Annotated in this window: 10 protein-coding genes; 3 read left to right on the top strand and 7 right to left on the bottom strand. The window is 63.0% G+C overall.

Annotation, left to right across the window (positions count from 1 at the left end):
* Positions 1-91 precede the first annotated feature (91 nt).
* Positions 92-1,450, top strand: a complete 1,359-nt coding sequence (locus AC3WVQ_RS04560) for an esterase-like activity of phytase family protein (protein ID WP_090294574.1) — start codon at positions 92-94, stop codon at positions 1,448-1,450.
* A gap of 63 nt (positions 1,451-1,513) precedes the next feature.
* Here AC3WVQ_RS04560 and ppx read toward each other — a convergent pair whose 3' ends face one another.
* From ppx to AC3WVQ_RS04540, 4 genes are all read right to left on the bottom strand, one after another.
* The gene (gene ppx / locus AC3WVQ_RS04555; protein WP_090294575.1) at positions 1,514-3,037 is read right to left on the bottom strand and encodes an exopolyphosphatase; all 1,524 of its coding nucleotides are present in this window, start codon (positions 3,035-3,037) and stop codon (positions 1,514-1,516) included.
* A gap of 11 nt (positions 3,038-3,048) precedes the next feature.
* On the bottom strand, positions 3,049-5,235 hold the full coding sequence (locus AC3WVQ_RS04550; RefSeq protein ID WP_034803821.1) for an RNA degradosome polyphosphate kinase: 2,187 nt from the start codon (positions 5,233-5,235) through the stop codon (positions 3,049-3,051).
* A gap of 64 nt (positions 5,236-5,299) precedes the next feature.
* Positions 5,300-5,989 (bottom strand): DnaA regulatory inactivator HdaA, encoded by a 690-nt coding sequence (gene hdaA, locus AC3WVQ_RS04545; RefSeq protein ID WP_492382607.1) that lies wholly within the window; start codon positions 5,987-5,989, stop codon positions 5,300-5,302.
* Between the two features lie 26 nt (positions 5,990-6,015).
* Complete coding sequence (locus AC3WVQ_RS04540; protein WP_090294578.1) at positions 6,016-7,137, bottom strand: AI-2E family transporter; 1,122 nt, start codon at positions 7,135-7,137, stop codon at positions 6,016-6,018.
* A gap of 259 nt (positions 7,138-7,396) precedes the next feature.
* Between AC3WVQ_RS04540 and purM the strand changes: the two genes are divergently transcribed.
* Both purM and purN read left to right on the top strand, forming a co-directional pair.
* Positions 7,397-8,467, top strand: a complete 1,071-nt coding sequence (purM, locus tag AC3WVQ_RS04535) for a phosphoribosylformylglycinamidine cyclo-ligase (protein WP_060522148.1) — start codon at positions 7,397-7,399, stop codon at positions 8,465-8,467.
* The gene (purN, locus tag AC3WVQ_RS04530; protein ID WP_034803831.1) at positions 8,464-9,132 is read left to right on the top strand and encodes a phosphoribosylglycinamide formyltransferase; all 669 of its coding nucleotides are present in this window, start codon (positions 8,464-8,466) and stop codon (positions 9,130-9,132) included. The genes purM and purN overlap by 4 nt, the downstream gene beginning before the upstream one ends.
* 301 nt (positions 9,133-9,433) lie before the next feature.
* Here purN and AC3WVQ_RS04525 read toward each other — a convergent pair whose 3' ends face one another.
* The 3 genes from AC3WVQ_RS04525 to AC3WVQ_RS04515 form a co-directional block, all read right to left on the bottom strand.
* The gene (locus AC3WVQ_RS04525; RefSeq protein WP_244546714.1) at positions 9,434-10,756 is read right to left on the bottom strand and encodes a virulence factor family protein; all 1,323 of its coding nucleotides are present in this window, start codon (positions 10,754-10,756) and stop codon (positions 9,434-9,436) included.
* 59 nt (positions 10,757-10,815) lie between these two features.
* A complete protein-coding gene (gene mprF, locus AC3WVQ_RS04520; protein ID WP_090294581.1) occupies positions 10,816-13,425 on the bottom strand; it encodes a bifunctional lysylphosphatidylglycerol flippase/synthetase MprF in 2,610 nt (869 codons plus the stop codon).
* A gap of 103 nt (positions 13,426-13,528) precedes the next feature.
* Entirely contained in the window at positions 13,529-14,125 is a 597-nt protein-coding gene (locus AC3WVQ_RS04515; RefSeq protein ID WP_060522145.1) for an NUDIX domain-containing protein, read from the bottom strand.
* Positions 14,126-14,155 lie beyond the last annotated feature (30 nt).

Genomic DNA, 14,155 nt, shown 5'->3' with positions numbered 1-14,155 from the left:
TGCAGCACATCGAATTTGCTGCACGTCTGCCTCCTTGGATCTAGGGCGACCCAAGGAGACATGCAGAAGGCTCCAACCCAAGGTGAACCTCATGACGAAAACGCTTCTCGCCACCGCGGCTCTTTCTCTTTTGATGACGATGGCCGCCTCGGCCGAGGAAAAGTCCTTTACCGCGACGCTGAAGGGCCACGCGATCCTGCCGGCCAACACGATCATCGTCGCCCCCTCGGACGCACCGGAATACCTCAAGACCTCCGGCAAGTTCACCACCGCGGACCGCAAGCGTGCCGAAGCGCTCGGCACCGTTCCGGGCAAGGACGGCGTTCGCCTGACCGGCCTGTCGCTGCCCTTCGACGGCCAGCCGATGCAGGGCTTTTCCGGCATCAAGGCGATGGAAGACGGCACCTTCTGGAGCCTCTCCGACAACGGTTTCGGCAGCAAGATGAACTCCAGCGACGCCATGCTGATGCTGCACCACGTGAAGATGGACTGGGACGCCGGCAAGGTCGAAGCACTGAAGACGTTGTTCCTGACCGACCCGGACAAGAAGGCCCCCTTTCCGATCGTCATGGAAGGCTCGGACAAGCGTTATCTCACCGGCGCCGACTTCGACGTCGAATCGATCCAGCCGGTTGCGGACGGCTTCTGGGTCGGTGAAGAGTTCGGCCCCTACATCCTCAAGTTCGATCTCGACGGCAAGCTGACCGATGTGATCGCGACCACGGTCGACGGCAAGCCGGTGCTTTCGCCCGACAATCCGACGCTGACGCTGCAGGGCGATCCCTCGAAGAAGACGCCCGCCTTCAACCTGAAGCGCTCCGGCGGCTATGAAGGCATGGCGCTTTCCAAGGACGGCAGCAAGCTTTACGGCCTGCTCGAAGGCCCGCTCTGGACCGACAGCGAAACGGTCGAGCAGGCCGATGGCCGCCCGGCGCTGCGCATCATCGAACTCGATGTTGCGAGCAAAGCCTGGACCGGCCGCAGCTGGCTCTATCCGCTGGCCGAAGGCGGCGAGGCGATCGGCGACTTCAACATGCTCGACGACAAGACCGCACTGGTGATCGAGCGCGACAATGGCGCCGGCACGGTGGACAAGGCCTGCGCCGATCCGAAGGACCCGAAGCCGGACTGCTTCGCAACGGGCTCCAAGGTCAAGCGCATCTACAAGATCGCCTTTGACGACAACAATGCCGGCAAGGCCGTGCGCAAGATCGGCTACATCGACCTCTTGAAGATCGCCGATCCGGACAACAGGAAGCGCCAGGGCGGCGGCGAAGGCTTTTACGATATGCCCTTCGTCACCATCGAGAACGTCGACCGCGTCGATGAGACCCACATCATCGTCGGCAACGACAACAACCTACCGTTCTCGGCCGGCCGCGCGCTCGACAAGGCCGACGACAACGAGTTCGTGCTGCTCGAAGTTGGCGACTTCCTCAAGGCCGATTAATCAAAAGGGCGCGCGAACATCTGTTCGCGCGCCCTTCCCGTTTGACCGGTTGACTTTTCGGCGTCAGCTTTCGAAGTGGAAAGCGAGACGCTTGCCAGTGAGCTTTCCAAGCTGCTGCAGGCGTCCGTCCAGGCGCTCGCCCTGGAATTCCGAATAGTCCGCAGGCACGACGATTTCGAGGTCCACGTCCGGCAGAGACGACTTGCGGAACGTCAGGTTACGGGCAATCCCCGGCATCGATGCGGAGAAAAGATAGGCGACACGCAAGAGGCCGCCGAGCAGCTTTGCCAGTTCCAGCAGGCGCGGCGTGGTGATGCCGGCAAGTGCGTTCGTGGCGCCGTCGTCGTTGAGCCCCTCGAAGCGGTAATAATTGGAAAGCGCAATATAGGCGCGGCCGGCATGGGTAATGCCGGAGAAGGTCGAGTGGGCGATGATGTTCAGCGCCTGGAGACCGCGATAGTCGGGGTGCGCCCGCCAGCTGATATCCGCAAGCAGGCAGGCCGCCTGGCGATACCGGCCTTCCTCTTCCGTCTCCTCGATCCCGAAGAACGGCACCATGCGACCGGTCCAGTCAGCCAGTTCGCGGGCGTGCTCGGGCGAGCGGGCACGCAGGATGGCGATCTCGTTGGCCGCCGTCAGCAGCGGATCCTGAGCACGTTCCTCGTCCCTCAAGAGCGAGAAAAGATAACCTTCGCGAACGCCGAGCGCCGAGAAGGAAATCCGCTCCGGCCTCATGATCGAAAGCGCTTCCTGCATGGCGATCGCGCCGAAGGGCAGAAGGCTGCGGCGGCTCTTCGAAATCGTCGAATAGGCAGACGGCTTGATGTTCTTCGGCTCGATCACTTCCGGCAAAAGCGCCATCGCCTCGTCAAAGGAAATCTCGTAGCCCTGCATCATGTGCAGCGGATAGTCGCGGATCTCCATGTGCAGCTTGGCGATCGAGCGCCAAGTGCCACCGACCGCATAGAACGTCCGTCCCGTGCCGGTCTTCAGCACCGCCGAGTTCTTCATGAACTTGCGCACCCAGGTGCGCGCCTTGGTGAGCGAGCCGTTGCTGTGTTCGAACAAACGGATACCGCCGAGCGGGAGGGTGATGCCCTTGCCGATCTTCGTGCCGGAGACCTCGACGAGTTCCAGCGAGCCACCGCCAAGGTCGCCGACGACACCGTCGGGATCGTGATAGCCGCTGACGATGCCCATCGCGGAATAATAGGCCTCTTCCTCGCCGGTAAGGATGCGGACCTTGTGACCGAGGATCGCCTCCGCCTTCTCGATGAAGGCGGGGCCGTTGCTCGCTTCGCGTGCGGCGGCCGTCGCCAGCACATACATCGAGGTCGCACGCGCCTGCTTGGAGAGCGCGTGAAAGCGGTGCAGCGCTTTCAGCGCGCGCTCGACGCTGTCTTCATCCATGCGTCCGGTCGCATCGATGCCCTTGCCGAGACCGCACATCACCTTTTCGTTGAACAGCATGGCCGGCGAGCGGCTCAGGCCTTCATAGACGACAAGGCGGATGGAGTTCGAACCGATATCGATAACGGAAACCGGGCGGATGCCGGGCAGACGCCCCTGCGCTTCAGATTCGACCATGCAATTCCAGTTTATTTGTGCCAGCCGCTCTTCCAGCCGGCTATGAGCTTCGGTGCGCTGGACTTCAGGGCCTCGCCCCGGCCGGAGAGGCTGGGATTGGTCATGAAATAGTGCTGTGCGTTGAAAGGCTCGGCATCCTTGCCGACTTCCATCCGGCGAGAGGTGCCATCGGGAAGAATTTCGTAGCTCTGCTGGTTGTCGATGAGATTACCCAGCATGATCTGCGACAGAACCTGTTCGTGCACAGTCCGGTTGATGAGAGGCACGAGCGTCTCGACCCGCCGATCCAGATTGCGCGGCATCATATCCGCCGAGCCGATATAGACAAGGGCATTCTCCGACGGAAGCCCGTGACCGTTGCCGAAGCAGAATATCCGGGAATGTTCGAGGAATCGGCCGACGATGGACTTGACACGGATATTGTCCGAGAGCCCCGGGACCTGCGGGCGCAGGCAGCAGATGCCGCGCACCACCAGGTCGATTTCGACGCCGGCACGGCTCGCCTTATAGAGCGCGTCGATGATCTCCGGATCGACGAGCGAGTTCATCTTCATCCAGATCGCCGCCGGGCGCCCGGCCTTGGCATGCTCGATTTCTTCGTCGACGTGCCTGAGAATGCGCGGGCGCAGCGTGTGCGGCGAGACGGCCAGCTTCATGCCCGCCTCCGGCTCGCCGTAGCCGGTGATGAAGTTGAAGATGTTCGCCATGTCGTGGGCGATGACCGGGTTGCAGGTGAAGAACGACAGGTCGGTGTAGATCTTCGCGGTGACCGGGTGATAGTTGCCGGTGCCGAGATGGCAATAGGTCCGAAGCTTGCCCTCTTCGCGCCGCACCACCATCGACATTTTGGCGTGGGTCTTCAGTTCGATGAAGCCGAAGACGACCTGGACGCCGGCGCGTTCGAGGTCGCGCGCCCAGCGGATATTGGCCTCCTCGTCGAAGCGGGCCTTGAGCTCGACCAGCGCCGTCACCGACTTGCCGGCCTCGGCGGCGTCGATCAGGGCGCGCACGATCGGGCTGTCGTTCGACGTGCGGTAAAGCGTCTGCTTGATGGCGACGACTTCAGGATCGCGCGCTGCCTGCAACAGGAACTGCACGACCACGTCGAAGGACTCGTAGGGGTGATGCACCACCATGTCCTTCTCGCGGATCGCCGCCAGGCAGTCGCCGGCATGCTCGCGCACGCGCTCGGGGAAACGCGGATTGTACGGCTCGAAGCGCAGATCGTCGCGTGGAGCCTTGGTGATTTCGGACAAAGTGTTGAGTGCCAGCAGTCCCGGCAGGACGGCGATCCGGTTTTCCGGGACGCCCAGTTCCTGCACGACGAACTGGCGCAGCGACGCCGGCATCTCCGAATCGGTCTCGATGCGGATCACCGAACCGCGGCGACGGCGCTTCAGCGCGGTCTCGAAAAAGCGAACGAGGTCTTCCGCCTCTTCTTCCACCTCGATATCGCTGTCGCGAATGATGCGGAAGGTACCGGAGCCTTTGACCTCATAGCCCGGAAACAGCCGGTCGATGAACTGGCTGACCATGTCTTCGAGGGTGATGTAGCGGATGACGTTCTTGACGTCGGGCAGCCGGATGAAGCGGTCGAGTGCCACCGGCAGACGCAGGAGCGCCGTCATTGGCTCGCGGCCGGTCTTGCTGACGAGCTGCAGGCCCATCGAAAAGCCGAGGTTCGGAATGAAGGGGAACGGATGCGCCGGGTCGATGGAGAGCGGTGTCAGCACTGGGAAGATCGACTGATCGAACTCGTTGGCAAGCCAGCTCCTGTCCTGCACCGAAAGCGAGGCCGGGCGAACGATCAGGATGTCTTCCTTGGCGAGATACTGCTGAAGCACGGCGAGCGAGGCCTGCTGCTCCATCTGCAGATTGTCGATTTCCTTCAGGATGTCTTCGAGCTGCTCGACCGGGGTCTTGCCGTCGGGCGAACGCATCGAGAGGCCCTGGCGCACCTGGCCTTCGAGGCCGGCGACGCGCACCATGAAGAACTCGTCGAGGTTGGCGGCAGAGATCGACAGAAAGCGAACACGCTCCAGCAGAGGATGCGCCGTGTTCAGCGTTTCCTCGAGCACGCGGCGATTGAACTGCAGCCAGGAAAATTCGCGGTTGATGAAGCGCTGCGGGCTCGTCAGCAGGTCGACGTCCTCCGCCGATGCCTGGTTTTCGTTCACCGCAGATAGCGCGTTATCCATGCTTTTCAGATCCCATTGCTCCGGCTGCACCGGCTATCTCAGTTTGACGACGGTTCTGTGACAGTCAATCGGACCGACGCTGATTTCCCAGTTCTTCGAGAACTTCAGAAGCGAGCGCGCGTGAAAGCTTCGTGCCGCGGGCCAGCGCCAGATGGTCGATGCGCTCGACGATCGTCTGCGCCGCCTCCAACGAGCGCTCCATGCGCTGGACGATGTAGCCCACCAGCCGCTCGTCGACGAAAAGCTGGCGATCGGCAAAGAGCTTGATCAGCACCTGCGTCAGCAATTCGTCGTCCGGCTCACCGATCTCGACCACGGTCGCCGCCTTCAGGCGCGAGCGCAGGTCCGGCAGCGTCACTGGCCAGGACATCGGCCAGAGCCGCGACGTCATCAGCAGGCTGGTGCCGTGCTGGCGCACGTTGTTGATGACGTGGAACAGCGTCGTGTCGTCGAAGCCGCTGCGATCGGCATCCTCGAATAGAACAGGTCTTTCGGCCGCGATCAACGCGGCATCGGAACCGGCGAGCGGGTGGATCACTTCCGCTCTTGCCCGCTCCTTCCAGATGCTGGCGAGATGCGATTTTCCCGAGCCGACCGGGCCGGCGATGATGACCACGGGCGCCGGCCAGTCCGGCCAGTGATCGACGATGGCGATGGCCGCGCTCAGCCTGTCGGAGACGAGCAGGTCCTCACGACCCGTCGCCGGGTCGTGGCCGAAAGCCAGGGGGATTTGTTCAAATGGGCGTTTTGTCATGCTGTACTCGGGACAATCGTCGGAAATCAGGCGGCCTTGTCGCTCTTCGCCTTCTTTTCCACGGCCTTGCCGTGCCCGTGATAGAGGTCGCTATCAAGGTAGCGCTGGATGCCGAAGCGGACAAGCACGCCGATGGCGGCTGCTGCGGGCACCGCGACCAGAAGACCGACGAAACCGAACAGTGCACCGAAGGCAAGCAGCGCAAACATCAGCCAGACCGGATGCAGGCCGACGCTTTTGCCCACCAGCTTCGGCTGGAGGATATTGCCCTCCATGAACTGGCCGCTGAAAAAGACGGCAAGCACGAGGCCGAGCCACAGATAGTCCGGCCAGAACTGGACCAGTGCGACGCCAACGGCAAGCACCAGGCCGACCATGGATCCGACATAGGGAATGAAACTGATCATGCCGGCGAAGAGACCGATCAGCAGGCCGAAATTGAGACCGACCAGCGACAGGCCGATCCCGTAATAAAGACCAAGGATGAGGCAGAGCGAGCCCTGCCCGCGCACAAAGCCGGCGATCGTCGCGTTCATGTCGCGGGCGATCTGGCGCACATCCGAGACGTAGTCGCGCGGAACCCAGCTATCGACCTTCTCGACCATCCGGTCCCAGTCGAGCAGGATATAGAAGGCGACGACAGGGGTGACGACCAGCAGCGAGATGACGTCGAGCAACGCCACGCCGGAGTTCCAGATCTGCTGGAAGAGCGTGCCGACGAAGGCCGCGCCCTGTTCGAGCAGCTTGCCGGAGCTTTGCTTCAGCGATGGCATCTGGCTCGCGAGCCAATCGGGAATCAGCCGCGTCTGCGCTTCGTTGACGAGCACCTGCAGTTTGGCGGCATAGCCGGGGATGTTCGCAATGAAATCGGCCGCCTGGCTGACGACGACAGGAATGATGACCATGAGGGCCAGCACGAAGACGACGACGAAGCCGATCAGGATCACGACCGTCGCCATCAACCGGCTCAAGCCGAACCGCTCCAGGCGGTCTGCGACCGGGTCGAGGAAATAGGCAAGCGCCATGCCGGCCAGGAATGGCAGCAGGATCGAGCTGAAAACCATGAGGAAAGCAATGAAGGCGGCAAGCACCAGTAGCCAGAAAATGACCTGGCGCTGCAATCCGGAACCGCTGACCTTGATATCCATGACACTCCTCGTGAGGCGCCGCTCGCCACTGTTGCGTATCACAACCCTGTCAAGGAGATAGGGGGCGGTGCGCGTAACGGTCAAGTCCGACCGGTGCAGTCATCCAGTTTATAGCCAAGCTGACTGGCTTGCGCCGTGGGATATGGGCAAAATGGTGAAAAAACGCCGCCAAGGCCTGCTCTCGGCTTGCACTCCCTTGCCTGCCGTGCCAATCGCATCCGCAAAATACCTGTCGCACGACGAGCCTTGGAGAACGAGCATGAGCCAGTCGGGAAAGAACGGTCTCACCTATAGCGACGCGGGCGTTGATATCGACGCCGGGAACCTGATGGTCGAGAAGATCAAGCCGCATGTGCGCTCGACCCGGCGGCCCGGCGCCGACGGCGAAATCGGCGGCTTCGGCGGTCTTTTCGATCTCAAGGCCGCGGGCTTCACCGACCCGGTTCTGGTGGCCGCCAATGACGGCGTCGGCACCAAGCTGAAGATCGCCATCGACGCCAACAAGCACGACACCGTCGGCATCGACCTCGTCGCCATGTGCGTCAACGACCTCGTCGTCCAGGGCGCCGAACCGCTCTTCTTCCTCGACTATTTCGCGACCGGCAAGCTTGACCCGGACCAGGGTGCCGCGATCGTCGCCGGCATCGCTGCGGGCTGCCGCGAATCTGGTTGCGCGCTGATCGGCGGCGAGACGGCCGAAATGCCCGGCATGTATTCGGGCGGCGACTACGATCTCGCGGGCTTTGCCGTCGGCGCTGCCGAACGCGGTCAGCTGCTGCCGGCCGGTGACATCTCCGAAGGCGACGTCATCCTCGGCCTCGCCTCTTCCGGCGTGCATTCCAACGGCTATTCGCTGGTGCGCAAGATCGTCACGCTCTCGGGCCTTGCCTGGGATGCTCCTGCTCCGTTCGGCGAAGGTACGCTTGCCGATCTCCTGATGACGCCGACGCGCATCTATGTGAAGCCGCTCCTGAAGGCGATCCGCGAGACCGGTTCGATCAAGGCGCTCGCTCACATCACCGGCGGCGGTTTCCCTGAGAACATTCCGCGCGTGCTGCCAAAGCACCTCGCTGCCGAGATCGACCTCGACGCGATCAAGGCGCCGAAGGTGTTCTCCTGGCTCGCCCAGACCGGCGGCGTTGCCGCCAATGAAATGCTGCGCACCTTCAACTGCGGCGTCGGCATGATCGCCGTCGTCCCGGCCGACAAGGCTGCGGAGGTCACGTCTGTGCTGACCGGCGAAGGCGAAACCGTCTTTACGCTGGGCCGCATGGTCGCCCGCGACGAAGGTGCAGCCGGCACGATCTACAAGGGCAACCTGGCCCTATGACGACGGAAGTCTCGACGGGCAAGAAGCGGGTCGTCGTCTTCATCTCTGGTGGCGGCTCCAACATGCTGGCGCTCGCAAAGGCAACGGCCGAGCCGGATTTCCCGGCCGAGATCGTCGCCGTCATCGCCGACAAGGCGGATGCCGGCGGCCTCGCCAAAGCCGAGGCGCTTGGCATCCCCACGCGCGCTTTCCTGCGCAAGGACTACGACAGCAAGGACGCCCACGAAGCGGCAATCCTTGCCGAGCTCGACCGGCTGTCGCCGGACATCATCTGCCTCGCCGGCTATATGCGTCTGCTGTCGGCGACGTTCATCCAGCGCCACGAGGGACGCATCCTCAACATCCATCCGTCCTTGCTGCCGCTTTTCCCCGGCCTGCACACCCATCAGCGGGCTATCGACGCCGGCATGAAGGTCGCCGGCTGCACCGTGCACTTCGTCACCGAAGGCATGGACGAAGGCCCGATCCTGGCGCAGGCGGTGGTTCCAGTCGTGCCCGGAGACACGTCCGACAGCCTTGCTGCCCGAGTGCTGACCGTCGAGCACCGCACCTATCCGATGGCGCTTCGGCTGATGGCCGAGGGCAAGATACGCATGGAAGGCGGTCGCGCTGTGAGCAAGAGCCTTGGCGAGGCGACGGGTACGCTGATTTCGCCGGCTGCGTAATCACGCCGGGTTGCTTTGTCCCGACCGCAGCGCATCTCACGCGGTTAACGCCCCTCTGTCATGCCGGGTATCTCCCGCGCAAGGGGGAGATCAGCAGATGGCGACCACTCGGCGGTCATTACCGGTTCGCCGGTGGCAACTCTATCTGGCGCAGAAGGATACCCCCATCGTCAACATCGAGCCGGCGGGCAATCTCGTTCAGTTGTAGCGGGTGGCCGCGTCTAGCCGATCTCCCCTTTGTGGGGGGAGATCCCCGGCGGGGCAGAGGGGGGTAAGCCCCACGCCCCCACACACCGACCGTTCACTTCGCCGAAGCCAGCCGGCGATCGAGGGCATCAAGCACGCGCCGTGTCAGCGCCGGATAATCCTCGTCGAAGTGGTGGCCGCCGTCGATGCCGATGACGTCGACGCCGGTGCCCTTCAGTTGCGGGCAGGCATCGTCCTCTTCGTCGGTGCCGTAGATGCATTGCACCAGCGCCGGGTCGATGCGCTTGATATCGTCGAGCGGATCACCACCCTTGCCGTCGCCCGAAGCCCCTAGCCAACCCAGCACAGAGACCTTGTAATCGACCATGTGCGAGAGGGCCATCAAGGTCACCTGACGAACATGGGCCTTTTCGCCGGCCGGCAGCAGGTTGAAGGTTCGCGGCAGCACGTCGGCACCGAAGGAATAGCCGATGAGGAGCACGTTTCGCACGTTCCAGTGCTTGCGGTAGTAGCTCATCACCTTGGCAAGGTCGTCCGCCGTCACCTGCGGATCGCGCTCGGACCAGAAGTAGTGCAGGGAATCGAAGCCGACGACCGGTACGCCCTGCTGCTGCAGCACGTCGCCGACTTCCTTGTCGATGTCGCGCCAGCCACCGTCGCCCGAATAGATCACCGCCATCGTGTCACGGGTCGGCTTTGCGTCAAGGATGGTCAGGGGCAAGCCGAACGGATTGCCGGCGTCGCGCTCGCTGTCGATGATATCGGTGAGGTGATCGGACAGCGTCGTATAGGCGTCGTCGTCACTGTCCTCCTGCTCGACGTCCGGATGCTTGGCGATCAATGCCGCCACATGGGCGCGCCCGTCGGCCGATGCCGCAGGTGAAAAGACGACGGAAACCGGATCCGGCAATGCGCCGTCGGTCAGGCCGTAGACCATGCGGTCGCCCTTCTTCACCTTTTCGGCCGGGGTGCAGAGTTGCTTTTCAAGCGCGATCCCCTCCTCCGGATCAATCGCAAGTGTTTGGCCGATGGTGGCAGGCGGTGTCTGGGCAGCGATGGCGAGTGCCAGCGCACCACCGGCACCGACGCCTGCGACGACGGGCAATTGGTAAGCGTCGGTGCCGACGGCACGCTGCACCTGCTGGCTCAGCGATTCGATGTCGGAGACCATGTAGATGCAGTCGCCATCATCCTTGGCGAGTGAAGCGAGATAGGCCTTGAGGTCGATGCCGACAACGACTGTCTTGTCATCGGTGAGCGTATCGGCGATCGCCTGCTCCCTGTCCGTCCAGCCGGCGGCGTCCGACAGCAGCACAACAAGTGCGGCCGCCTTTTCCTTCGGCAGCATGATGCGCGGCGACGGGATCATCCCGGTATCGTAGCTCTTCGGCGCGTCTTCTGCGAGAGCGGGGAACATCGATGCGGAGAGCAGCAGCGCCGCCGAAGTCAGGCATTTCCAGGCGTTCGCGACAGGGATCATTTCTTCACCACTCCCTTGAGACCGCCGCCGATCAGGAATGTCGCATCCATCAGGGCGAGGATCGGATTGATGCCGCCACTGGCGACAAGATAGCGCGGTTGCCACTGCGGATGAAACTTCGACTTGAAGGCGCGCAAGCCCTTGAAGTTGTAGAAACGTTCGCCGTGTTCGAAGAAGGTGCGCCCGGCCCGGTCCCAGACCGGCGCGATCTGGCGCGTGGACATGCCCGACAGGGGCGCCATGCCAAGGTTGAAGGTACGGTATCCCTCGGCCTTCAGATACTCCATCACCTGAGCGAAGAGAAAATCCATCGCGCCCTTCGGCGCATCCGGCGAAAAGCGCATGAGGTCAACGGTCCCCTCCTCCTTGGTCGCCGTCACCAGAATATTGGCAAATGCGACCGTACGCCCACCACAGGTGAGGATCGCCACCGGCTGCTCGCGAAGATACTCGGGATCGAAGGCACCGAGCGAGAAGCCTTTCTCCTTGGCATTGTGATGCGCGAGCCAGGCATCGGAGACCGCGGTCAGGTCAGGCATGACGTCCGGAACGTTTTCGGGCGCTACGACACGGAACTCTAGCCCGTCCCGCTGAGCGCGGCTCACCTGCTGGCGCAGGTTCGCCCATTTGCCCCCCTTCAGCTCGAAGCGGGCGAGGTCGACGCGCGCGAGTTCGCCGAGCCGGAAGGCGCGCAGCCCGGCATCGGCATAGTATGCAAGCCCCAGGGGCGAGACCTGGTAGAAAACCGCCCGGCAGCCGGCCGCGCGCGCCTTTTCGATGAAGTGCCAGATCAGCTCCGGCCAGGCATCGATCGGGCCGACGGGATCGAAAAGCGCGATCCAGGAACGAGCACGCTGGCCATACATGATGAAGGCTCGGCCGTCGGCGGAAAACAACAGGCTCTTGTCGCCCATGCGCACCAGATTGGCATCGGACATATCCTGCGCCTCGACGATCGAAAGCGCCCGCTCCATCGCGTCGTCGGAGGCAGGCTCGGCGGATCCGGTTGCCGGGCGCATCAGGCTCCAGATCGCAAGCATGCTCGCGCCGATCGTCACGCCGAGAAGCGCGCGCAGACCGCGGGGGGCTTCGGCGGAGAATTCGAACTGCCACCAGAGCTCATGGCTGTATTCGACATCGCGATAGACGAAGAGCAGCACGACCAGCGCGCCCAGGCAGATGACCCCGAGCGCCGTCAGCCATGGCACCGTCAGCGCCTGCCCGAACAGCGAGGCCGGCCGCACGAACAGGCGGCGGCTGACGATGAGCCCCACCAGGAAGAAGGCCAGCATGCCCGCTTCCACCACGGCGATCGCCTTGATCAACGACAGCAGCAGCGCGGCGATCGCGATCACGATCGAGGCCCACCAGGCGCCGTCAAGCCTCAGCGCCAGTCCGCGCGAGACGACCACGAGGGCAAGGCCGAGCAGGCTGGCGAGGAAGTGTGCGCCCTCAACGATCGGCAAGGGCAGCAGTCCTTCGAGGAATGCCAGGTTCTCGTCGGGCGTCGGGGTCACGCTGGAAAGAACCAGCATGATCGCCAGCACGATGCCGAGCGTTGCCAAAAGCAGCGGCGTCATGCGGCCGCCGATGCGCCGCACGCTGGAGGCAACCGGATGACCGGACAGCTGGCGGAGTTCGATGCCGATGACGACGGCGATCGCGATCACGAGCGGCAGCACGTGATAGATCACGCGGTAGAGCACCAGCGCACCAAGAATGGTGTCGACATCGGCATTGTGGCCGAGCGTCGCGATGATGATCGTCTCGAAGACGCCAAGACCGGCCGGCACATGGCTCAAGACGCCAACGCCGACGGCCAGCGAATAGACCGCAAGGAAGGCCGGCCAGCCGATCGTGCCGGCGGGTAGAAGAACATAGAGAACGGTCGCCGAGGCGGCGAGATCGAGCGCCGTCACCAGGAACTGGCGCGAAACGGTGCGCGAATCCGGGAGCCGAAGCGTCAGACGCCCGATGCTGACCTCGCGCCCGTCACGGGCAAGAAAGAACACTGTGAACAGACCGCCGAGGATCACGGCCGCGATTACGCGCAATATCAGAGGATCCATCCCGGTCATCGGTGCCACATACTCGCCGACGGCAAGCAGGCTGAGGCAAGTCACCGCCAGCAGCCCGAGCCCGAAGGCGAGCGTCACGAAGGCGATGATGCGGGCGATGTTCTCAGGCTCGATGCCAAGGCGCGAATAGGAGCGGTAGCGGATGGCGCCGCCACTGAGCGCCCCGAACCCCGCGGTATTGCCGACCGCATAGGCCGAGGCCGCCGTCAGCGCCACATCGGCATAGGGCAGCTTTCGCTTGACGTAATCAAGCGCGCTGACGTCATAGAAGGTGAGCGCGAGGAAACTCAATGCGGTGAAGAATACCGCCGCCGCGACGGAGATCCAACTGGTATCCGCCAATGCCTGGACGACCTCGTCGTACTGGACTTCGGACGTCAGGTGAAAGATCGCAAAGCCGAAAAGGGCGATTACGAAGAGCGTACCCGCAGCCGATAGATAACGGCGATTGCGACGCAGGAAGGAGAACCAGCCTCCCTCCGCCTGTTGCTCGTCGTCGGTTGCACGTTCCGGTAGGGAGGATGTCATGAAGCGCCCATGTCGATAATGAGGACATCAGCGCTTTAGCTTACCCGATACGGATCAAAAAGTGAAATATCGGTAATAAATTATACTCTTATAAAACAATCCCTTAGGCAAACAGCTGCTGTCGGTTGAGCTGCGCCCACTGCAGGAGCATGATTGTCTTGGCATCGCAGATCTCTCCGGTCGCGATCATTGCAACGGCTTCGTCGAATGGGATTTCCAGCACTTCTATGTCCTCGCCCTCATGCGCAAGCCCGCCGCCGTCGCCGCGTTTCTCGGTGGCATCGATGTGGCCGGCAAAGAAGCTCGTGCGCTCGGTCAGCGCCCCCGGGCTCATATAGACATCGAAGAGGTGGATAACGTCCTGGACGTGGTAGCCGGTCTCCTCCAGCGCCTCGCGGCAGATCGCCTCTTCCGGAGTGTCGCCGTCGAGGAGCCCGGCGGCCGCCTCGATCAGATAAGCCGGGTCGCCCTGGAGCAGAACGGGAACGCGAAGCTGCCGCACCAGGATGACGCTCTGGCGCCTGGCATCGACGAGCAGGATGGTCGCCGCATTGCCATGGTCGTGGATCTCCCGCTTCAGCGTCACGGTCGCGCCATCGGACATCTGCTGTTCGAACGTCACCTCTTCCAGGTGCGCAAAGCCCTTCCACAGCGTGCGGCGGCCGACGATCCTGACGCGTGGGTCATGCTGGGTGCTCATGCAACTTCCTTCTCCGGCGAGTGCAATCCC

Source organism: Ensifer sp. EB106-05-01-XG146 (assembly GCF_058791875.1).
The sequence above is the reverse complement of the archived record's forward strand: the minus strand, read 5'-3'. Positions and strand labels throughout refer to the sequence as shown.

Bases quoted from the DNA above. Each gene is read 5' to 3' on its own strand.
- AC3WVQ_RS04560 (WP_090294574.1), top strand. From the start codon at position 92: ATGACGAAAACGCTTCTCGCCACCGCGGCTCTTTCTCTTTTGATGACG.
- ppx (WP_090294575.1), bottom strand. From the start codon at position 3,037: ATGGTCGAATCTGAAGCGCAGGGGCGTCTGCCCGGCATCCGCCCGGTT.
- AC3WVQ_RS04550 (WP_034803821.1), bottom strand. From the start codon at position 5,235: ATGGATAACGCGCTATCTGCGGTGAACGAAAACCAGGCATCGGCGGAG.
- hdaA (WP_492382607.1), bottom strand. From the start codon at position 5,989: ATGACAAAACGCCCATTTGAACAAATCCCCCTGGCTTTCGGCCACGAC.
- AC3WVQ_RS04540 (WP_090294578.1), bottom strand. From the start codon at position 7,137: ATGGATATCAAGGTCAGCGGTTCCGGATTGCAGCGCCAGGTCATTTTC.
- purM (WP_060522148.1), top strand. From the start codon at position 7,397: ATGAGCCAGTCGGGAAAGAACGGTCTCACCTATAGCGACGCGGGCGTT.
- purN (WP_034803831.1), top strand. From the start codon at position 8,464: ATGACGACGGAAGTCTCGACGGGCAAGAAGCGGGTCGTCGTCTTCATC.
- AC3WVQ_RS04525 (WP_244546714.1), bottom strand. From the start codon at position 10,756: ATGTTCCCCGCTCTCGCAGAAGACGCGCCGAAGAGCTACGATACCGGG.
- mprF (WP_090294581.1), bottom strand. From the start codon at position 13,425: ATGACATCCTCCCTACCGGAACGTGCAACCGACGACGAGCAACAGGCG.
- AC3WVQ_RS04515 (WP_060522145.1), bottom strand. From the start codon at position 14,125: ATGAGCACCCAGCATGACCCACGCGTCAGGATCGTCGGCCGCCGCACG.